The organism is Maricurvus nonylphenolicus (genome assembly GCF_042854845.1).
Lineage (GTDB): Bacteria > Pseudomonadota > Gammaproteobacteria > Pseudomonadales > Cellvibrionaceae > Maricurvus > Maricurvus nonylphenolicus.
Genome location: NZ_AP031498.1, coordinates 3,415,919 through 3,436,441, shown reverse-complemented (window position 1 = coordinate 3,436,441; position 20,523 = coordinate 3,415,919). Strand labels below are relative to the sequence as shown.

The window sequence follows — 20,523 nt, the reverse complement described above, 5'->3', positions numbered from 1 at the left end:
TACGGGTATAAGTTAGGCCATATTAAAAGTGATAACCGACGCGCAGGGCTACAGTGCGCGGGTTGCCATAGAACCCCTGAACAATCGGGGCGCCGGAACCGCGCAGGTCATAACCTGTGGTTCTGTATTCCTCATCCGTCAGGTTGCGGCCTTCAATCGCAATACGCCAGGCGCTATCTGCCGTGGTATAGGCAAGGGTGGCATCGATGGTGTCATAGGCATCTTGAGCGATGGTCTCGCTAAGATCCGTGGTGGGAATTACATCATCGCGATAGCTGTAGGTTAGGCGAGCAACCAAATCGCCCCCATGATTAAAACTGTGGTTGTAGGTTGCGTTTACAGTAGCTGTCCATTCCGGGGTGTTACTGAATTGCCGATCATCGGCGACATCAATTCCGCCATCCAGGTATTCCTTATATTCAGCGTCCAGGTAAGCCAGGTTGCCACTGATCGTGAAGGCTTCTGTGAGTGCGGCGGTAAATTCGACTTCAACACCTTGAATAGCACCTTCCCCCGCATTGGTAAAATCGCCAAAAAAGGTGCCATCGCTAGACTGACTGAAAATGCTGAGCTGAATATCCTTGTAATCACTATAGAAGTAGGTGGCATTCAGGATAAGACGATCAAACAGGGTGGACTTAACACCAATTTCATAGGCGGTAACGGTTTCCTCGTCATAGGGTTTAGCGGATTCCGGGTTGGAAACCTGTTTGGCCCGCACGTTAAAACCACCACTTTTAAAGCCTTTACTGACACTGGCGTAAATCATGGTGTCATCGTTCAGTTGGTAGTCGAGTCCTAGTTTGGGGGAAAAGTTGGTCCAGGTTTCATCGTCATTAAAGTCAGTTTCCGTGGCTAACACCGTGCTAAAAGTGGCATCGGTAAAATCCTGGGACAGGGTTGTGACTTCCTTGTTTTCCCAGTTATAGCGGCCCCCAAAAGTCAGACGAAGTTGCTCTGTCATCTGCCAGCTGGCTTCACCGTAGAGAGAATAACTTTCGGTAACCACATCACCGACGGAAGAGGCATATTTGGGAATAATGGCGGTGATATCGGCAGGTGCTGGGTTTAATGGATGGCCGACCGGATAAACCGGTGCCAGCAGGAAGTAATTCTTGATATCTGCGCCGGCAGTTGCATCAATATAATACAAACCCATCACCGCTTGCCAATCACCGTTGTTATCGTAGTTGAGCTGTATTTCCTGGGTGAATTGACGGTCTTTGTATTCACCGTAAACATCGGCAATCGGCAGTGGCCCCATATCAAAGTCGATGGTGCCATCGCTGTCGCCATTACGATAGGCGGTAATGGATTTTAGATCCCAGGCTTCGTTGAGGCTGTAATCAACAATCACCGATCCACCATAGGTGCTTACATCGTTGCGTGCGCCTTGCAGGCCACTGTCAACATCATAGCGATCATCACTAACGGGCAGGGGAGCCAAATTATTTGCACTGACAAAAGCATCGACATTAGCGGCGTAGTAGACCGGTAAACCACCGATAACCGCATCAGGCGTTAATGCCATCATGGCGGGGATGGTGGCTTCCCATGGATTTTCGATCATGCGCTGGCCGCCACGTGGCGCCGAGGTGTCTTTGGTGGCGTCGGCGGCGACTTTTACACTCAGGTCTTCTGAGGGTTCCCACTGCAGAGCAATGCGACCGCTGGTGACTTGTTTATCACTGACTTCACTACCCGTCTGGCGGTTTTCCCCAAAACCATCCTGTGTGGAAGAGGCGATGGCAACCTTGCCGTAGAGTTCGTTTTCAATTAATGGCATGGCATAGCTAAGCGTTGCATCGCGGCGACCGTAATCCCCAAGAGTCACTTCGGCTTTGCCGGTATGTTCGTTGGTTAGCGGTTTGGATACGTACTTGATGGCGCCACCAATGGTGTTGCGTCCATAGAGTGTGCCCTGGGGGCCGCGCAAGACTTCAATACGTTCGACGTCAAAGACTTCCAGTAATGCCCCTTGAGGGCGGGCAATATAGACATCATCCAGATAAAGGCCGACACCGGGTTCGACACCGTACAAGGGATCTGATTGACCCACGCCGCGAATATAGGCGGTCAGTGTGCTACTGGTACCGCGGGCAGCATAAGCGGTTAGTCCCGGAATTTGTGATTGAATATCACCGATATTGGTTGTGCCATTGATGGCCAGTTCTTCGGTGTTCATGGCGGACACCGACAGGGGGACTTCCTGCAGGCTTTCCGAGCGTTTTCGCGCGGTAACAATCACTTCTTCCAGCAGACCCAAATCGTAGCTTTGCCCGTCCTCTTGAGCGTTAACAGTGCCAATGCTGGCGGCCTGGATTGCGGCTGCCAGTAGGGTGATTTTGGTAATGTTTTTTACAGCTGTGTTGTCATTGCTCTTCTTCATGTTATTCACCTTGTCGTTGTTATAGTTTTTTGGTTGGCCGAGCCTTGCTTGCGTTAGGCCAGGCTTTCCAAAAATTGGAAAACTTCTTTGTTGAGCTGCTGTGGTTGATCAATTGGCGTTGCGTGGCGTGAGTTATTGATAACCACCAGATTAGCGGTAGAGATTTTGTTGGCGTATTCGGTTTTATATGACACCGGGGTGTAATCGTTGTCGGCGCTGATAATGAGTACCGGCATCTCAAGATTCCCCAGAGTTGGTCTTACATCCCAGCCAATCAGGGATTTAATCACTTCGATATAAGTGGTCGTTGGGTTACCTTGCATCCTGGTAATAAAGCGCTGGTAGAGGGACTTTTGTCGGGCTTCCGGGAATAGACGCTTGCCGATAATCCGGGCCAGCAGTTTCATGCCGAACAGGCGAATAACTGCAATGCGCAAACAAAATTCCAGCTTTTCGGATAGGGTGTTGTAAGGCACGGCTGGGGCAGAGTTAACAATGGTGAGGCTGTTTAGTCGTTCAGGGGCGTCAGCCGCAATTTGAAAGGCGATCATGCCGCCCATGGAAAAACCCACCAGATGGCAGCGCTTAATGCCTAAATGATCCAGCAGGTTAATCACATCGCTGGCGTAGGTGGGCATATTGTAGGGGCCCAGGGGTTTATCTGATCGCCCATGACCCCGAGTATCAACCGTAATAACCCGATAATCGTGGGAGAAGGCGTCAATTTGATCTTGCCAATCCTCGCCGCAGGAGCCGAGTCCGTGTAGGAACAATACGGGCTCTCCCTGGCCTGATTCCTGGTAGAAGAGTTTGATTCCGTTAGTATTGCAATAGGGCATGGGGTTGTCCGTTTGTGGTTTAAGTGGCGTCGCTTATTATTAAAATACGGAATAGAAATTCCGATTGCAAGTTATTGTAATCGGAATTTCTATTCCGTATAGTGGGTTTGCTGCTTGGATATTGATTAGGGAGAGGGATGAGTAGGTTTGCTCAAGTGTAGGTATGCGGCAGCAGAGACCGTAAGATCTAACGCCTGATTGTGAGGTGCGCAGTATTTCTTATTTGCAATAATTATATAAAAACATAGAGATTAACCATGAAAACAATTGTGTTGTTATCAACCCTTGTATTGGCATGCCTACATCAGGCTGTGTGGGCAGAATCCCGCTGTACCGAGCGAGCTAAAAAACTGTTCCGACCCGGAGAGATCAGCTGTACTTATCGCTCATTACGACTGCCGTCCAGCGATATCACCTCGCGCGAAATTAAATATGAGTTACCTTTGGGTGAGCCGCCAGCAGAAGGCTGGCCGGTGGCGATTATTTATCAGGGCAGTATTTTCCCGGTGGAGTTTACTCGCACCACCAAAGACCCTTTTGGCGGCTTTTACGAAGCCAAAACCATCAAAGAATTATTGGATAACGGTTATGCGGTGTTGGCACCCAGAGCGCCTTTAGAGCTGGCCTGGTTGACCAATGCGGCCAGCGTCCTGAGCGATGGCCTCTATCATACAACCACCGACTATACCTTTCTGACCAATGTATTTCAGGCTATTCGCGATGGACAATTTGGACCGTTAAACCCCGATAGAAAATACGCGACCGGTATTTCCAGTGGTGGCTATAACAGCAGTCGTATGGCGGTGTCTTTTCCGGGAGAGTTTAAAGCTCTGGTTGTGCACTCGGGCTCTTACGCCGAATGCCTGGGGCCAGCCTGTGTTGTGCCGTTACACCTGCCGGAAGACCATCCCCCAACATTTTTTATCCACGGTTTTGTCGATGCCATCGTTCCCTGGTGGTCAATGGATTCCTATTATGACCGTCTGCGCTTCCAGGGTTATACCACCGACAGGCATACAAACAGCCTGGGAGGCCATGAGTGGTTCCCGGAATCTGCAGGTTTGGTACGAGCGTGGTTTGATCGTTTTTAACGCGAAACGCCCAGGTAGGTCAGGAAGACGCGCTTGAGTTCCTCGGCTAGCGCCTTCTGTGACAACCCCCCCAGAGTGCCCGTTATGGTGTGTTGGTTTAGGATACCAAGCACCATATGGGCAACCGATTTAATGGCTTGCTCAGGCTTGGGGTGATTGATTTCATCGCGTCGTTGTTTCAGTAATTTGCCCAAGCGATTCGATATCAGGTTGTTCAGCGCATGGACTTGCTCGCGAAAGTTGGCATCTTTTGAGGCGCGTAGAATCGTAGCGCGTAAGGCTCCAGCTCGACCGTGATAGGTATCGACAAATACTGTTGAAAAGGTCTCAGCAATATCGGTGATATCTTTGCCCTGCCAATGTTGGGGCGCAAAGGTGTCTTCAACGATAAATTCAATCTCAGTAAAAAAGCGTTGTAGCAAGAGCAGGGAAAGGGTTTCTTTATCTGTGAGGAGGCGATAAAAGGTGCCTACCGATGACTGGGCTTCGCGTGCCAGGTCGGCAATTCCCGCTTCTTCGTAGCGGTTGTCTGCTAATAGGGCTTCTCCTGCCGAGAGAAAGCGATCCAGTGCTTCACGGCTGCGAGCCTGATTGGGTTCCGGGACGCTGACTAGCGCTTTGAAAATCGAGCCCATGATATTCCCTTAAAAATGCAAAGTAGAGACCAGTATATCAAATCGGAATGGGACTTTCGATTACAGTGCTGGGCTTCCCTGCCTCAACGTAATGGACATTTACTTTTCAACAAATGCCCGTTCAATAACATAGTGGGCCTGCTTGCCGTGGCGGGATTCCTTAAATCCGCGCTCGTCCAGCAAGGCGCAAGTATCTTTTAGCATGCTGGGGCTGCCGCAAATCATAAAGCGGTCATCATCGGTGTTGATGTTCGGCAGGCCAATATCGTTAAACAGTTTGCCGCTACGCATCAGGTCGGTCAGACGCCCTTGGTTGTGGTATGTCTCACGGGTGACAGTGGGGTAGTAGATCAATTTATCCCGCACCTGATCACCAAAGAATTCATTTTCCAGCAGCTGCTTTTCAATAACATCCTGATAGGCCAGCTCAGATACGGTGCGTACCCCGTGAGTGAGTATCACCTTATCGAAGCGCTCATAAATTTCCGGGTCGCGGATAATGCTCATAAATGGCGCCAGCCCGGTGCCGGTGCTGATCAGGTACAGGTTACGCCCGGGTAGCAGATGATCTGCGACCAGGGTACCGGTGGGCTTGGTGCTCACCAGAATAGGGTCGCCAACCTGAATATTCTGCAGGCGTGAGGTCAGTGGGCCATCGGGTACCTTGATACTGAAAAACTCCAGTTCTTCTTCATAGTTGGCGCTGGCAATACTGTAGGCACGCATCAGGGGTTTGCCTTCGACCTGCAGCCCCATCATCACAAAGTGGCCATTCTCAAAGCGCAAGCCAGGGTTACGGCTAGTAGTAAAGCTAAACAGGCTGTCGTTCCAGTGGTGGATGCTGGTTACGTGTTCTTGCAGTAAAGAGGCCATGGGTACTCCTGAAGTGGTCTAGTTTCTTAGAGGTGGCTAAAACCTTATGGGTAGACTTTACGTTTTGGGTGTTATATCTGTAAAATGGGTTGTATAAATATAATTAACCTGTTTTTTCGATAATGGTGTTTAAAGGAGAGGCATCTATGCGCTATAGCCTACGACAGCTGGAAGTGTTTCTGGCGGTAGCCCACTTCGAGAATATTACCCGTGCGGCGGAGAGCCTGGCGATGTCGCAGTCAGCTGCCAGTAGTTCGTTAAAGGAGCTGGAGCAGCAATTTGATATCCAGCTATTTGATCGCGTAGGTAAGCGTTTACAGCTCAATGAGCAGGGTAGTTTGTTTCGTCCCAAGGTAGAGGCCTTGCTGGCTCAGGCTAATGAATTGGAAGAGGCCTTCCAGCAGCATACCGCTATTGGACATCTGAAAGTGGGGGCTACCCTCACCATTGGTAACTATCTGGCGGTGGAAATTATGGCTCGCTATATGGCCAAGCAGCCCGGGGCCAAGGTGGAGCTGGAAGTCGCCAATACCGAGGCCATTGCTCGTAAAGTTGCCAATTTTGAGTTGGATATTGGCTTAATTGAAGGTGAGCTACAGCATCCAGATTTGGAAGTTGTTCCCTGGTGGGAGGATGATCTGGTGGTATTTTGTGCGCCTGGTCATCCGTTGGCAGGCAAGGCAAAGCTCTCAGACGACGACTTGGTAGCGGCCGACTGGATTGTGCGTGAGTCGGGGTCAGGCACGCGTCAGGGTTTTGATCGGGCCATGCACGGATTGTTGCCGGACTTACAGCTGAAGTTGGAATTACAGCATACCGAGGCGATCAAACGGGCGGTTGAGGCTGAATTGGGGGTAGGGTGTTTATCGACCATTGCGCTTAAAGATGCCTTCAAGCGTGGCAGCCTGATTCCTTTACCGGCACCTCACCGCGACTGGCACCGGCAGTTTTATATTATTCTGCAGCGCCAGAAATATCGCAGTGCGGGTATCGAGCAGTGGCTATCCCTGTGCTGGGATAGCGCTAAGTAGGTTGTAGCAGGACTTAAGATTAGGGCTTAGGCGTTTTGCTTGCGGTCGTTGTAAAACTCTACCAGATCGTCAATAGCGGTCTGGTCATAGGCACGCAAGCCGCTTAACACCATGCGCTTTTCTCCGCGACCAACAACTTTATCGCCATCCAGCAGGTTGAACGCCAGACGCACATTGCCGCGCTTGCCGTCGACATCCAGGCAAGTCTCATCAGACAGCTCCAAGCCCGGTTGAGAGATTTCCAGTGTATCGAGATCAATCGACATGGATTCGTAGATCACCAGCGGGCGCGCCGGGTTGATCATGACATCCTTGCCTTTCCACAGTGGCACCAGAATGTGCGGGAAAGTCTGGCCAGAAAACTCTACGTAGCAGCGTGTTAAGGCGCTGATCAGCTCGGCGTTTTGGCTATTGTCACCGGAGCGCTCGATAGTCAGATAGGTTTTATCGTTAGTGTCGGTAATGGCCAGCTTATCGCCGTCAGTAGGGAAGTTCAGATCAACACCGTCAGTCACCATATCGGCGAAGCTAACGTGCATTTTCTGGCTCAGGCCTATGCGAGACAGGGCAATGGAAAATAGCAGATCACCGGGCACACAAAAGCGCTTGGCATCAACATCATGGATGGGGTTGAAATCATCGGCAACTTGCTTGGCAAAATCACTGGCTTGCTGGCGGGAGAAGGTGAGTTTTCCCTGGTTTTCACTGAAGTACTGATCTAACTGCATAAAACGGTCTTGGCTATTTTTAGGTCAATTTATTCTGGCGATCATGCAGGCAGGGCCCGCGAAACCGCGCATTCTACCAGACTTTTGGCTGACAAGCAGGGCGTCGATTATCTTTTAATCAGTGCGCCCTTTACCTTACGATCAATGCACCCTTGCCCATACCTTCATAGGCTTTAACTGTGATCTGGTGTTGAGGAAATTGTTGCTTAAGTACATCGCCGATATGGCTGGCAATAAACTCCACCGTCGAGTCTGTATCGATCAGATAGCAGCTGCTTATTGGCAGGGTTAGCTCAAAGGCTCCCTGTGAAGTGGTGTAAGCAAAGCTGAGACTGTCAGTGGATTGCTGAGTAATATCTTCTCGGGTGCCGATATAGATATCACAAAACTGCTTGGCCCACTGTTGTTCCCAGTCATGGGCAGGCTCGCCGTCACGCCAGATTTGAATACGGGAGCGATGGCCGTGGGCAATGCGCTGGCAGTTACCGTCATGCTTTTTCAGACCGTGGCTGTAGTGGTAAAAGTCGCCACTAATCGCCTCGGTATTGAAGTCCAGACTTAATCTGTCGACGGATTCCGGCAGCAAGGGCTTTAACTGTTGTTTGGCCCAGTCACTGGTGCTGGTAGGGGTAATGGTCTCGGCATCGACAAGGGCGATAGCTTGGCGGGGAGAGCGGCAAAAAAGCTCGCCTGCATCGTATTGCCAGGTGAGTTCAATACTGTCACCGACCTCAGAGTATTTGAGGTTAGGAGATCGGGTGGGAACAGCCAGACGATGATCCAGTTCGTCATCCAGCCAGTTGCGCAGGGTTTTCTTGACGATACCAAAGTCGCACACCATGCCTTGATGATCCAGTGCGCCTTCCAGCTCTGTACTGGCAAGCCAGGTCTCCCCCAGCAATCCTCGTTGAGGGTGCAGGTAACTGAAATCAACATTGGTAAGGTTGTCGACAAATAAACGCATGGGATGGACCAAAGTCTTTAAATCTGGAATTCAGGCTGACAGGCCTAGGTTAATCGGCGCGCATCATACCGTAATCTGTGCACCGATGCAGTTGTCACAGGGCTGAGACAGCCAAAAAAAGCGTTGGATTTAAACCTAACCCCTTCATTGTAAACCACTTTTTAATATCGCGGGATCCTGGACCTATCTCATTGATAAGACACAGCCCTCTATGGAGACAAGCGCGTTGAAATGAGTTTCTGCATAGCTTTCAAGCAGTTAGCTAACTTGGCCCGCTCTTCGCTTTATAGACCCGAAACCGTAATTGTTACGGCTATTAAGCAATGGTGCAGGGGGCTATGCCTAATACTATGCCTAATACTATGCCAGTTGTGGGGCTTGCGACGGGGCGTCATTTATTCAAGTTGCTAAGTGCATTATTGCTGAGCAGCTTTTGGGGCGCTTATTCTGTCTGGGCAGACGAATTTATCGCTCAGGATATGGCCCTGGTGGGGCTGACTTCGCAGGTTACTGCGATATCTCAATCGCGTATCGACGATAACGCTTTTTCTCAAGTGCAAGGTCTGGTCAAAGTTAACGCGGCGGCCGGCGATGGCAATATTCAACAGAACTCTGCGGCAGCGGCGGCCAGCAATGGTGTCAGTGTCGCTGCAGTTAAAGCCTCACAAACCAGTGATCAGCATAATCCTCAAGGTAGTCATGCCGTTTCTGCAGTGATTAGCGGCGATAGTTTTCAGCAGGCCCAAGGTATTTTGATGATCAATCAGGCGGCGGGCTATGGCAATCGTCAAGTGAATGCGGCGGCGATTGCGATTGGTGGGTTGGGTACGATTGCCGTCGTGCAGCTCGATGAGAAAACCCTGTCGGAAGAGGCGACGGATAGTGGATTGGATGCAGGTAGCGAATCCCTGTTACCTGAGATTGTTACGGAGGTTGGGATAGATCCCTCGGCATTTCACAATGCGCGGGGCATTTTAATGCTCAACCAAAGTGCCGGCATGAACAATGTGTCCGGCAACAGTTTTACTTTGTCTGTAACTCATTAGCGATACACAGATAAACCGGTGTTGTTGTAGGTAGTGTGGGTAACGGTTACGGACCTAACTGATTAACTTTGCTTTCTTAGGGTTGGGCTTAGGGTGAGTCAAAGTTGATTTTACTGTAAGGGCACTTAACGAGTGCCAGAGGAGAAATGTGATGAAAACGCTGAAACTTCCTCTCAGCATTGCCATCGCTGCAGCGGCTTCGATGCCGGTCTATGCGGGCAGTGACGGAGAGAACGGCAACGGGCGTGGCCATGGGCCTGACTCGAATGTTGAAATCAATAAAGAGATCAATGTCTCTAAAAACTTTGCTATTAATGGTGAAGTGCGGACGATGGGATTGATTTTAATTGATTCTGCATCAATGGCTGTTTCTGAAACCAACCAGAAATCGAAAGGCAACAATGTTATGAACGGTGAGGGCACCGAAAATAGTGCCTCCGTGGGTGACAATGTGTTGACTGGCGCTACTGGTAATGCAGGCATTAACGTCGCTGCTGGCGATAATAATGTTCAGCAAAATTCAACGGCAATGGCGGCATCCCAATCCCAGGGTACCACCATTAATTTCTCCTTCGACTATTCGGCAGGAGAAACTGAGATGGATTCCAGTTCATCTTCAGAAAGCAGTGAAGGAAGCTCCAGTTCCAGTCAGTCCAGCTCATCGTCTCACGAGTACAGTGCAGGATTTGATCTGAACAAAAGCTTTGATCACAGCGAGAGCTCATCCAGTTCAGAATCTTCCAGCTCTTCAGAAAGCAGTGAAGGTGGCTGGGATGTCTCCGGTGACCTAACGGCGCATAAAGACGGTTCCTGGTCTTCCAGCAGCTTTAGCCGTACAGAAACCAATGGTCCCGGTGAAGGTGATGAAAGCATTACCCGTAACTCTGAAGATCACGAGAAAAACTATTCTCTGGATCTCACGGTAACCGGCAGTGCAGGTGAATCTGGCAGCTCAGAGTCCAGTTCAGAATCCAGCTCCGAGTCCAGCTCCAGTCACGAGTTCGGTGGTAGCTTTAATGCATCTGGCGAATGGTCTGGTTCTGAATCCAGTGAGTCTTCTTCTGAGTCTTCAGAAAGCCACAGCGAGGATTCCGAAGAGTCCAGTTCCTATGAGAAGTCCTACAGCATTACCGCTAGCGTCGATGCCAGTTTGGTCTTTGGCGGTTCAGCGGATGCGGAAACCTTCTCCAACCAATACTCCGTTGAAAATACCACCGACAGCTGGGGTACTACCAATACCGCTAGCTTAAGTGGCGATGTCGCGGTGGATGCTGCCGGTAATATCGGCATGAACGTCGCAGCCGGTAGTGGTAATGCTCAGGCTAACCAATTGGCTCTGGCTTCTGCCAGTGGCGCCATGTCTGAAGCTACTACGTCGTCCTTCCAGGCCGCCTATGGCAATTCTACCACTAACAATCCCGCTGAGATTGAACGGCTAGAGACTACTCGTATTCGTTTGAGTGGTGATGTCTCCGGTACCTATAGCGGTGATGTGGATCAAAACGGTGATGTTTACCCTGACATTTGGACAGGTACGCATAACAGTGGCGGTTCATTGATTGGCCATGTGGATCTTGATGGTGAAGCTGATGGCGCGCAAGACGTGCTCTTCACTGAAGATGCCGAAGGTGAGCCCGTGCCTGTAGCGCCTGGTGGTGCGATTAACTTCAAGGAAGCGGGTGAAGTTGACTTGGGCGAGGTGGTATTAACTGGACGCGTTACCTTGCGGACTGTTGATTCCATTGGCCATGTCAATAGCGCGACCCTAAGCGGCAATATCCTGTCCGGCGCGGCAGGTAATATTGGTGTGAATGTCGCGGCAGGTACTAACAATGTTCAGGGTAATGCACTGGCTATTTCCAGTGTCAGCACTCCTGGCGGGTTAGAACCTTAACGGTTACCAGGCAAAAGCCTGGCACCTCCGGTCTGGATTTGGTGACAGCATAACTCAGGCCGGTAGCACTGGCACAGGTATAAATTTTAACGGTTGATTTATACCGTGCCCGTTGGTCAAGGCATCACACACTGGGTGTGGTGCCTTGCTCCACAAAATGGCTTTCTCCACTTTGAATAGGGCTGCGATGAAAATCGATCCGAAGTTTTCAGTTGACGAACACAACTACAAAATCTGGTTGCTGATTTTGGCGGTTGTGATCTGGCTGACGGATATTGCAGCGGTCAAGGCGGGGGATGTCAGGTTCTACAATATGGCAGGGATGCAACAGTTTTCCAAACCGCTGGTGAGTATTCGGGAGGGGCGCTTTAAACACCTCGAATCCCAGCAGCATGATTTTAGTTGTGGTGCCGCAACGGTAACCACCATCCTTAAATACGCCTACCACCTGGATCTCAACGAACAGGATGTCATTCGGGGCATGTGGCAGGTCAGTGATCCTGAGCTTGTTAAAACCAAGGGTTTTTCCCTGCTGGATATACGGCGTTATGTGGAAACCCTGGGCCTGAGAGGTCGAGGTTACCATGTGAGCAATGACGCTCTGGATCAAATTCGCATTCCTACCATTACGCTTCTGGACCTAAAAGGTTACAAACACTTTGTGGTGCTTAAACGCGTTATTGGTGACACCGTCTATGTCGGTGACCCAGCGCTTGGCAATCGGACTATGAAGCGTCAGGTATTTTTAGACAGTTGGAATGGCACCATCTTTGCCATTGTGGGAAAAGGTTTTGATCGGTCGACCGTATTAAGTCGACCAGAACAGCCGTTGACCGCCAAACGTTTTTTATTTGATAAATCGCCCATCAGCAAGAGCGAGTTGTTGGACTTTGGCTTTACGGCATCAGATATGTTTTAGCGATCGGTACCTGTAAACCGATCGGGAGTGTGCGACATGTTGTTGCAAACTAAAAGAAAAGTAATCGCCTGCACGATTAGCGGGTTGGTGGCGATGAGTGCCAGTGTTATGGCGGCCAAGTACCCGGAGTTGGACAAACAGGAATTATCCGAAGTGCGCGGCAAGTTTGTGTCGAGCAATCAAATCGCTTATTTCGGTATTACCATGCGCACCCTGTGGAAAATGCCCAGTGGCACCCATCGGGTTGGCTTGCGGTTGGAAGCTGATCTGACCCAGGCATTGCCACAGATTCGTTTTCGTCACGGTGGCACTTTGGGTGAGCAGAGCGATGAAAATCCCAGCTTGCCGGAACCCCCGCAGGCGCTTGGTCAAGTAGAAGGCAGTGTGCAGTCGATTCAGATGTCCAGTAATCACAATCGGGTGCATAACAATGTTGCGATTTCTGTGGCTGAGCAAAGCACTGAGGTCGCAATGGAATCTACAGGGCAAGACACCATGCCCGAGTTAACAACTACCTCGGTAGTTCAACAAAATTTACCGCAAACCCAGACTTACGAATCAGCTGCAACAGGGGCGACGACCCAGTTCAATCAATCTGGCAGCCTCGGTTACAGCATTGCGACAGAGGCAGGATTGGTGGTGCAGAGAATTGGTGGCCCGGATATGGCGAGACAACTGATTCAATCGGTACAGCTGGGGCAGGACGCTAACATGATTATTAATGATGTGAAGCTGCGGGTGGAATTTAACCAAGGGCAAAATTTACGCAACGATGCCAGGCGCATTAATAACAGTCTGTTTGGGTTGCGGTAGGAAAAATAAAAAGCCAGGAGGGTGTTAGCAGGGTAAAAACTAAAGAAGGCTTGATTATGAATACACAAATAAGGGTTGTTGCTAGGGCGCCAACCGGTTTTACTCCACACAAGCTGGCGCTGGCAATCAGTTGCCTCTTGGCTTTCAACGCGACGACCTTATCGGCGGCTGGTGCCGCACAAGGTTCCTCTGAGATAGAGCGGGATATTCGTCAGTTGAAGGCAATGAATCAGGCATTAATGACTCGAGTACAGTATCTGGAGCAGCGTTTGCGGCATACTGAACATGCACCAGAGCCCGGTTATCCGGTGAATTTCATCTCTGAGCGTGATATGGAATTTTATCGTGCCAGGGGCCTGGCAGGCTTACCCGCCGCAGCTGCATCTGCGGCGGGTGGACAACCGCCTAGTGATGTTCAGAAACTGCCCCAAGGTGAGGTCACTCAGTCGAGCGCACCCAGCTCGTCACGGGGCATAGATGATTTAGTGTCGGAAGCGCATGCCTTATTCGACCAATCCTGGACCTTCGAGATAGGCTATGAGTACACCAATTATGATCGCAGTCAGTTGGTACTCAATGGTTTTCTGGCGCTGGATGCCATTTTCCTGGGCAATATCAGCATTGATGAAACGTCCAGTGAAGTGTTTAAAACCACCTTTTCGACACGCTGGGGCATCACGCCCAAGGTGCAGCTGTCCCTTGATGTTCCTTACCTGTTTCGTGAGACCACCATTCGCTCCGGTGGCCAGGAGCTGGCCTCAACGGTGCGTACAGAAGATACCGTCAGTACAGATGACTTAGGGGATATCACCTTTGGTATCAGCTACCAGTTGATGGATGAAACCTGGACCCGGCCGGATATGGTATTAAATTTCAGTGTCACGGCGCCGACAGGGCAAGATCCCTATGGCATCAAGTTCGTCGATCACCCGGACAATACCAATTTGAAAATGCCTGAGTCCTTGCCTACGGGCACCGGTCTCTGGTCTACGTCAATAGGGTTGTCATTGCTAAAAACTGCTGATCCAGCATTGTTCTTCACTAACATTGCTTACAAGCATTACTTCGAAGAAAGCTTTGATGATTTGAGTACCAACCCATTGCAAGCTGATGATCCTGCCGATGTGAAACTCGGTGATGAACTACAGTTGAGTCTGGGCATTGCATTTGCCATCAACGAACGCACCAGTATGAGCATGTGGTTTACCCAGCGTTTCTTTGAAGCTGCTGAGATTACTCGTGGCGATATTACTCAGGAGATTGTGGGTTCTGATACGCGTACGGGTCACTTCGATGTGGGGGTGACCTACGCCTTGTCTGAGCGCTTGTCGGTCGTTACCGATATGGGGATAGGCTTGACCAATGACTCATCGGATTACAAGTTTGCGGTGAAATTTCCCTACCGGTTTTAACATGGTCTGATTCAGTTCCCTGCGCCCTCTGATAAAACATCAGAGGTTTTTCCCGGCAGCCTTGCTGCCGGGCTTTGTTGCCAATAAAAGCTTACAAGGTGGGAGGCGGATCGAACCTGTAGGCAACACGAACCCGGTCGTCGACCAAGGCTGCATCGATATAGCCAATAAACGAAGGGTTTTGGCTGATTAAGCTTTTCAATTCTTCCACACTGCTCACGCTACGTGGCGGTGTGCCTTTCCCTGTAAACAGTTGTTGCGCCCAGTAGGCTTTGACCTGTTGCGGATGACGGCGCAGAACCACGCGAGAGAAGTCTGTATAGATCTGGGTGTTTATATTTTGATCTAAAGGGATGGCTTTCATCTCCCCGCTGAAGGTTTTCTGCTTACCCAAAAAAATACGAGCAATGGTGTGGGGCGATAAGGTTACCGTATTGCTGGGGTGAACAATGACAGCAATTTCTGCCCAGGCAGGCTGGAAGAACAGGGCGCTACAGAGCAGGAGCAGCGGCAAGATACGTCTTGGGTTCATTGTTGTTATGGGGGTATAGGTTATTTTGGGCGGCATTATAGCGGAAGCAGATTAACAGTTGCTGACAAAATGCGAGGTAATTCTGTTCTGTTGCTTGTTCGAGGCTGGTAAAATCACGGCCAATACGTGGGGGAGAGTGATAATGGCAAGACCAGTTCAAATGCATCCATCCTGGTTGCAGCACTTGGGGAATGAATTTGAGCAGCCCTATATGCAAAACCTGGGGCAGTTTTTGCGTGATGAGAAAGCCCAGGGAAAAACGGTTTATCCCCCGGGAGCAGACATCTTTAACAGTTTTAATACCACGCCCTTTGATCAGGTGAAGGTGGTGATCCTGGGGCAGGACCCCTACCATGGCCCAGGCCAGGCTCACGGTTTATGTTTCTCGGTTTTACCGGATGTACGTTTTCCGCCGTCGTTATTGAACATCTTTAAAGAAATCAATCGCGATTTGGGTTTACCGATTCCCGATCATGGCTGTTTGCAGTCCTGGGCGGAGCAGGGTGTATTGCTGCTCAATGCAACCTTAACGGTTGAGGCAGCCAATGCCGGCTCACATCAGGGGCGCGGTTGGGAAGAGTTTACCGACCGGGCGGTGCAAGCCTTGAATGAGCAGCGCGATGGGCTGGTGTTTATGTTGTGGGGCAGTTATGCGCAGAAGAAGGGGCGTTTTATTGATACCAATCGTCACTGCGTTTTGAAATCGCCACATCCATCCCCCTTATCGGCCCACCGTGGCTTTTTAGGGAATGGGCATTTTTCCCAGGCTAATGCTTATTTGGCGAATCGTGGTGTGGCTGCAGTGGATTGGGCTTTGCCAGCGCGTTCTTTGTTAGCAGAGTCAGTGACCTAATCGCACGGGTTTAGAAAACTGAGCTTACAGATAGTAAAAAGGCGGTCAAAATAGTGACCGCCTTTTTACTATCTGAATGCAGGGAGATTATTGCAGGAAGGACATCGCCGCTTCCATCTCATCACTCAGATCTTCAGCTTCAGCTTCCTGCATATCTGGATCCAGGCCGAGACGGGCAAACGAGGTGACTTGTTGGTAATCCACATCTGCCAGTGGGTGATCGCTGCCCATATAGCTCTGTAGCATGGCTACGGTGACGATATCCGCGTAATCCACATTGTCTTGCTGGCGGGTAAAGTCGACATGCTGGCTGGGAATTTTGCGCAGTTCAGCCGGGAAGTCCCAGCGCTCGAGAATCTTGTCACCAATTTGGGCATGCAGGGAATCAATGACTCGGTCCAGTGTGATGCTGTCTCTTAGCAGTGCCGGATGTTCTTCCGCGTAGGTCAGAATGGGCAGGGCACCAATTTTGTGAGTCAGGCCTGCCAGGGTAGCCTGGTCAGGGCGCAGCTTGGTGTAGTGTTTACACAGGACATGACAGATACCGGCGATTTCACTGGCGCGAGACCAAATCTCACGCATACGCTTGTCCACCATATCAGACGTCGCTTGGAACATTTGCTCCATGGCCAGGCCGGTGGCGATATTACAGGTGTACTCCATACCCAGGCGCATCAAGGCCATTTTCAAGTCTTCAATTTCGCGAGAAGCTCGCAACAATGGGCTATTGGCGACTTTAATGATGCGCGCGGTAAGTGCTGCATCATTGCCAATAACTTTGGATAGCTGGTCAATACTGGCATCCGGGTCTTCGGCTACTTCGCGAACACGTAGGGCTACCTCGGGAAGGGTGGGCAATACCAGCTGGTCTTTCTCGATTGCATCGAGAAGCTCCTGGCGAACGGTGTCTACGACTTGGTTCATTACATCTTCCTTAACAGAATTATTAGTGTTCTACGCCTTTTATGTATTTATAGCAGCAGTCAGCTCGTATGGCAGGGGTAGAAGGGTTAATCTTTGATCTTTATCGGCATCTAAATGCACATCGTTAGCCTCAACGGCTGCGGTGGTCACATTGGCCAGGCATTCAATCTCATCGCCAATTTGGCTGCACATCACCACCTCGCCAATGCTTTGGGCTTTGCCTTGGCTAAACAGGTGTTGTCCTGGGGTCACAGCTTCTGGGCTGCTAAAGCGGTACATATGGCGTTTGAGTTTGCCGCGATATTGCATGCGGGCGACAATTTCCTGGCCGGTATAGCAGCCTTTCTGAAAGTTAACGCCGCCGATTGCTTCGGCCTGATAGTTGATCACCTGTGGGATCCATTCATTCTGGGTTGCCGGATAGACATCGCCTAAACCGGCGCCAATGGCGGCCATCAGCCACTGGCTTTGTTCTCCAGAGGAACAGCCTAGAGCGGTGCTAAGTTGTTCCGCTTGCTCAGGGGTTAACCAGCATTCAACCATGGTGGCGCTGATGCGGATAAAATGACCTGCGTCGGTTACACAGGCGTCGTTGTTCTGGTTCAGTGCGGAGCCAATAAGGCCGCTCAGTTGTTCAGCAATATTTTCGCCCAGCAGTCCATAGATACCGAGTTGGTTACCCTGGTCGGTAATATCGGCCTTGGAAAATACAATATATTTACCCAGTGACTGGGATAGAGTGGGCAGGACTTCGCGATGGCAGCGCAGGCCCAGGGTGTTTTCCGCTATCCCCAAGGCACGGAAGTTACTGATCATTCTGCCTTTGGGATTACAGTGAGCCCCCAAACGGCTGGATTCAGTGGTGATTTCATTGCTATCGCAGGTTACCTGGCCTTGCAGGAACTTGCGACAATCCGGGCCCTCGATGGTCAGTAGGGCGAAATCGGTTAACGGGCAAAGGGTTGGGCTGGCACTCATAGGAATTTCAATCTTGGTTACAGCATCTTGATACAGTTAGAGGCGTATCATAGGTGCTAGAAGCCCACTTGGCTACTTCCTCTTGTTGGCGACGTAAAGGCTGGCCCTAACAGCTGAAGTTCGTTGCAAGCTGGGCTATAATGCGCGCCGTTTGTACTGTTGTCTGGTTTAGGGCAGCAATTTTGTTTGATTGACTTTGAGATGCTGTAGATGGATAGAAACCGTTTATTTTGGGCGAGTCGCCGTGGCATGTTGGAACTGGACTTGGTTCTGTTGCCGTTTTTGGAAAATGTCTATCCGGATCTGCCTCAAGAGGACAAGGAGCGCTACTGGGCGCTAATGGATTGTGAGGATCAGGATATGTTTGCCTGGTTCCTGCATCGCCAGGATCCGGAAGATCCTGAATTGAAAAGGATTGTCACTATTGTCCGCGACAACACCGGCATGCAAATGGACGCAGACGCAAAGCCTGGATCTGACGCTTAAGCCGTCACTTCTCTACTGCGGTTATATCTTTCTTTGCCACGCTTTGGCGATGTCCGGAGTGTGGCTGTCTGGTCTGTCTTTAATCTGGCAGCTCGCCTCCAGCTTCTTACTTGCGCCTCTTTGCGTATGGTATTTGTGGCGTTATTGGTGCACTTATCCCCGCCAGTTAAGTTGGCGCCCTGGCCGTTGGCGTATTGATGGTGTGAAAGCCGATTTGCGTCGCGACCTCAGTCTCTACCCGTATCTTATCAATTTGCGTTTCAGTTATAGAGATAAGTCTTTGGCTCTGATTATCCTGCCGGATAATGTGGCAGCTGAGGGTAGTCCGATTGCAGCTAAAGAGTGGTTGCGGCGTTTGCGTTTTGTGCTGATTAATTTAGCGCAGTCGGGGAAAGCAGCGTCCGCGCTTAAGCCTTAACCATCAAGCCTTAACTATGACGTCCTGGCCGGCGAAATTCATCGGTACCAGCATGGTGTCACGGGCAATCTGCGAGGGCTCAGGATAATCCAGCGAGTAGTGCAGGCCACGGCTTTCCTTGCGCTGCATAGCCGAGCGGATGATGAGTTCTGCCACGGTGGCCAGGTTACGCAACTCGATCAGGTCATTGGTAACCTTGTAGTTGCTGTAGTACTCCTGAATTTCTTTTTGTAGCAGTTTGATGCGGTGGGTCGCGCGTTCCAGACGTTTGCGGGTGCGAACAATACCCACGTAGTCCCACATAAAGCGACGCAGCTCGTCCCAGTTATGGGAAATCACCACGTCTTCATCGGAGTTGGTTACCCGGGATTCATCCCATGCGGGGGCTGGCTCAGGCATGGGCAACGAGTCCAGCTCACCAAGAATGGATTCTGCCGCAGACTGGGCGTAAACAATACATTCCAGCAACGAGTTACTGGCCATGCGGTTGGCACCGTGTAAACCGGTAAACGAGGTCTCGCCGATAGCGTAAAGGCTGTCAAGATCGGTGCGACCATGATGATCGACGACAACTCCGCCACAGGTGTAGTGTGCAGCGGGTACTACGGGTATAGCTTCTTTGGTGATGTCGATACCAAATTCCAGGCAGCGAGCCTTGATGGTCGGGAAGTGCTCGCTAATAAAATCCTCTGACTTGTGGCTGATGTCTAAATACAAACAGTCAGAACCCAGGCGCTTCATTTCGTGGTCGATGGCGCGAGCGACGATATCCCGCGGCGCTAGTTCTTTGCGCTCATCAAAGTTATGCATAAAGCGCTCGCCATTCGGCAGCTTTAAGTGTGCGCCTTCGCCGCGCAGGGCTTCGGTAACCAGGAAAGATCCCGCTTTGGGGTGGTAGAGGCAGGTCGGGTGGAATTGGTTGAATTCCATATTCGCAACACGACAACCTGCACGCCAGGCCATGGCGATACCATCGCCGGAAGCGGAATCCGGATTACTGGTGTAGAGGTAGACCTTGCTGGCACCACCGGTGGCCAACACGACGGATTTGGCATGGAAGGCTTCCACGCGATCGGCCTGCAAGTTGTGGACATAGGCCCCGGTGCAGCGCAGTTTTTTATGGCCAGCTGAGGCCTGCTTGATCAGGTCGACAGCAATATAGTGTTCAAAAATATCAATGTTTGGATGGGCCTGCACCTTGTCAATCAAGGTAGTGTGTACTTCACGGCCAGTGGCATCGGCACTGTGAATAATGCGTCGGTGGCTATGGCCACCTTCTTTGGTCAGGTGGTAGTCATCACCATCCTGTTGGCGAGTAAAACTCACGCCCTGGTTGATCAGCCATTCAATGGCGCTTTTACTGCGCTCAACGGTAAAGCGCACGCTGTCCTCGTGACAGAGCCCACCGCCAGCATTCAGGGTATCGGCAACATGGGCGTCAACTGAGTCCATATCATCGAGCACAGCGGCAATGCCACCTTGGGCAAACCAGGTGGAGCCTTCGTTAACTTCGCCTTTACTAAGAACGGCAACGCGCGCTTTACCGGCCAGGGATAGTGCCAGGGTGAGCCCGGCGGCACCGCTGCCAATAATAAGCACATCGTGAGCGTTGTGAGAGGTCATGGGAGTTCTCTTCCAGCCATTTCCGTTCTATTAAAAGGCCGCGTAGTATATACAAGCCCGACGCAGCTGTGGATA

Annotated in this window: 20 protein-coding genes; 10 read left to right on the top strand and 10 right to left on the bottom strand. The window is 50.8% G+C overall.

From position 1 onward, the window contains the following. Nucleotides 1-22: 22 nt before the first annotated feature. Nucleotides 23-2,389 (bottom strand): TonB-dependent receptor, encoded by a 2,367-nt coding sequence (locus tag ACGHZ6_RS15070; protein WP_390614806.1) that lies wholly within the window; start codon nucleotides 2,387-2,389, stop codon nucleotides 23-25. A 53-nt stretch (nucleotides 2,390-2,442) separates the two neighbouring features. Further along, nucleotides 2,443-3,228, bottom strand: coding sequence for an alpha/beta fold hydrolase (locus tag ACGHZ6_RS15065; RefSeq protein WP_390614805.1), 786 nt, complete (start codon nucleotides 3,226-3,228; stop codon nucleotides 2,443-2,445). A 257-nt stretch (nucleotides 3,229-3,485) separates the two neighbouring features. On the opposite strand from ACGHZ6_RS15065, the gene ACGHZ6_RS15060 reads away from it, so the two are divergent. Then, nucleotides 3,486-4,319: an alpha/beta hydrolase gene (locus tag ACGHZ6_RS15060; protein ID WP_390614804.1), complete on the top strand. Its 834-nt coding sequence runs from the start codon at nucleotides 3,486-3,488 to the stop codon at nucleotides 4,317-4,319. Here ACGHZ6_RS15060 and ACGHZ6_RS15055 read toward each other — a convergent pair. Together ACGHZ6_RS15055 and ACGHZ6_RS15050 are read right to left on the bottom strand one after the other, a co-directional pair. Beyond that, entirely contained in the window at nucleotides 4,316-4,954 is a 639-nt protein-coding gene (locus ACGHZ6_RS15055; RefSeq protein WP_390614803.1) for a TetR/AcrR family transcriptional regulator, read from the bottom strand. The genes ACGHZ6_RS15060 and ACGHZ6_RS15055 overlap by 4 nt on opposite strands. A 99-nt stretch (nucleotides 4,955-5,053) precedes the next feature. Beyond that, complete coding sequence (locus ACGHZ6_RS15050; protein WP_390614802.1) at nucleotides 5,054-5,827, bottom strand: ferredoxin--NADP reductase; 774 nt, start codon at nucleotides 5,825-5,827, stop codon at nucleotides 5,054-5,056. Nucleotides 5,828-5,973: 146 nt separating this feature from the next. Here ACGHZ6_RS15050 and ACGHZ6_RS15045 point away from each other — a divergent pair, with 146 nt between their 5' ends. Beyond that, entirely contained in the window at nucleotides 5,974-6,858 is an 885-nt protein-coding gene (locus tag ACGHZ6_RS15045; protein ID WP_390614801.1) for a LysR family transcriptional regulator, read from the top strand. A gap of 26 nt (nucleotides 6,859-6,884) precedes the next feature. On the opposite strand, the gene ACGHZ6_RS15040 is transcribed toward ACGHZ6_RS15045, so the two are convergent. Then, the gene (locus ACGHZ6_RS15040; RefSeq protein ID WP_390614800.1) at nucleotides 6,885-7,586 is read right to left on the bottom strand and encodes a DUF3581 domain-containing protein; all 702 of its coding nucleotides are present in this window, start codon (nucleotides 7,584-7,586) and stop codon (nucleotides 6,885-6,887) included. Nucleotides 7,587-7,716: 130 nt separating this feature from the next. After that, nucleotides 7,717-8,550 (bottom strand): 6-carboxytetrahydropterin synthase, encoded by an 834-nt coding sequence (locus tag ACGHZ6_RS15035; protein ID WP_390614799.1) that lies wholly within the window; start codon nucleotides 8,548-8,550, stop codon nucleotides 7,717-7,719. 338 nt (nucleotides 8,551-8,888) lie between these two features. Here ACGHZ6_RS15035 and ACGHZ6_RS15030 point away from each other — a divergent pair, with 338 nt between their 5' ends. From ACGHZ6_RS15030 to ACGHZ6_RS15010, 5 genes are all read left to right on the top strand, one after another. Beyond that, a complete protein-coding gene (locus ACGHZ6_RS15030) occupies nucleotides 8,889-9,596 on the top strand; it encodes a hypothetical protein (RefSeq protein WP_390614798.1) in 708 nt (235 codons plus the stop codon). 151 nt (nucleotides 9,597-9,747) lie between these two features. After that, nucleotides 9,748-11,490, top strand: coding sequence for a hypothetical protein (locus ACGHZ6_RS15025; protein WP_390614797.1), 1,743 nt, complete (start codon nucleotides 9,748-9,750; stop codon nucleotides 11,488-11,490). Nucleotides 11,491-11,677: 187 nt separating this feature from the next. Then, nucleotides 11,678-12,409: a C39 family peptidase gene (locus tag ACGHZ6_RS15020; protein ID WP_390614796.1), complete on the top strand. Its 732-nt coding sequence runs from the start codon at nucleotides 11,678-11,680 to the stop codon at nucleotides 12,407-12,409. 36 nt (nucleotides 12,410-12,445) lie between these two features. Beyond that, nucleotides 12,446-13,222 carry a hypothetical protein gene (locus tag ACGHZ6_RS15015; RefSeq protein WP_390614795.1) on the top strand — a complete coding sequence of 259 codons (777 nt, stop codon included), beginning with the start codon at nucleotides 12,446-12,448 and terminating at the stop codon, nucleotides 13,220-13,222. Nucleotides 13,223-13,278: 56 nt separating this feature from the next. Further along, on the top strand, nucleotides 13,279-14,634 hold the full coding sequence (locus ACGHZ6_RS15010) for a hypothetical protein (protein WP_390614794.1): 1,356 nt from the start codon (nucleotides 13,279-13,281) through the stop codon (nucleotides 14,632-14,634). A gap of 91 nt (nucleotides 14,635-14,725) precedes the next feature. Here the strand turns inward: ACGHZ6_RS15010 and ACGHZ6_RS15005 are convergent, their stop codons facing one another. Continuing rightward, nucleotides 14,726-15,148, bottom strand: coding sequence for a phosphate ABC transporter substrate-binding protein (locus ACGHZ6_RS15005; RefSeq protein WP_390614793.1), 423 nt, complete (start codon nucleotides 15,146-15,148; stop codon nucleotides 14,726-14,728). Between the two features lie 160 nt (nucleotides 15,149-15,308). On the opposite strand from ACGHZ6_RS15005, the gene ung reads away from it, so the two are divergent. Then, nucleotides 15,309-16,019, top strand: coding sequence for a uracil-DNA glycosylase (gene ung, locus ACGHZ6_RS15000; RefSeq protein WP_390614792.1), 711 nt, complete (start codon nucleotides 15,309-15,311; stop codon nucleotides 16,017-16,019). Between the two features lie 87 nt (nucleotides 16,020-16,106). Here ung and ACGHZ6_RS14995 read toward each other — a convergent pair whose 3' ends face one another. Further along, nucleotides 16,107-16,943 (bottom strand): HDOD domain-containing protein, encoded by an 837-nt coding sequence (locus ACGHZ6_RS14995; RefSeq protein ID WP_390614791.1) that lies wholly within the window; start codon nucleotides 16,941-16,943, stop codon nucleotides 16,107-16,109. A 39-nt stretch (nucleotides 16,944-16,982) separates the two neighbouring features. Further along, nucleotides 16,983-17,921 (bottom strand): YgfZ/GcvT domain-containing protein, encoded by a 939-nt coding sequence (locus ACGHZ6_RS14990; RefSeq protein WP_390614790.1) that lies wholly within the window; start codon nucleotides 17,919-17,921, stop codon nucleotides 16,983-16,985. 210 nt (nucleotides 17,922-18,131) lie between these two features. On the opposite strand from ACGHZ6_RS14990, the gene ACGHZ6_RS14985 reads away from it, so the two are divergent. Both ACGHZ6_RS14985 and ACGHZ6_RS14980 read left to right on the top strand, forming a co-directional pair. After that, nucleotides 18,132-18,407, top strand: coding sequence for a succinate dehydrogenase assembly factor 2 (locus ACGHZ6_RS14985; protein ID WP_390614789.1), 276 nt, complete (start codon nucleotides 18,132-18,134; stop codon nucleotides 18,405-18,407). Beyond that, nucleotides 18,346-18,825 carry a hypothetical protein gene (locus ACGHZ6_RS14980; RefSeq protein WP_390614788.1) on the top strand — a complete coding sequence of 160 codons (480 nt, stop codon included), beginning with the start codon at nucleotides 18,346-18,348 and terminating at the stop codon, nucleotides 18,823-18,825. Before ACGHZ6_RS14985 ends, ACGHZ6_RS14980 begins: the two co-directional genes overlap by 62 nt. A gap of 3 nt (nucleotides 18,826-18,828) precedes the next feature. Here ACGHZ6_RS14980 and nadB read toward each other — a convergent pair whose 3' ends face one another. Then, nucleotides 18,829-20,448, bottom strand: a complete 1,620-nt coding sequence (gene nadB, locus ACGHZ6_RS14975; RefSeq protein WP_390614787.1) for an L-aspartate oxidase — start codon at nucleotides 20,446-20,448, stop codon at nucleotides 18,829-18,831. Nucleotides 20,449-20,523 lie beyond the last annotated feature (75 nt).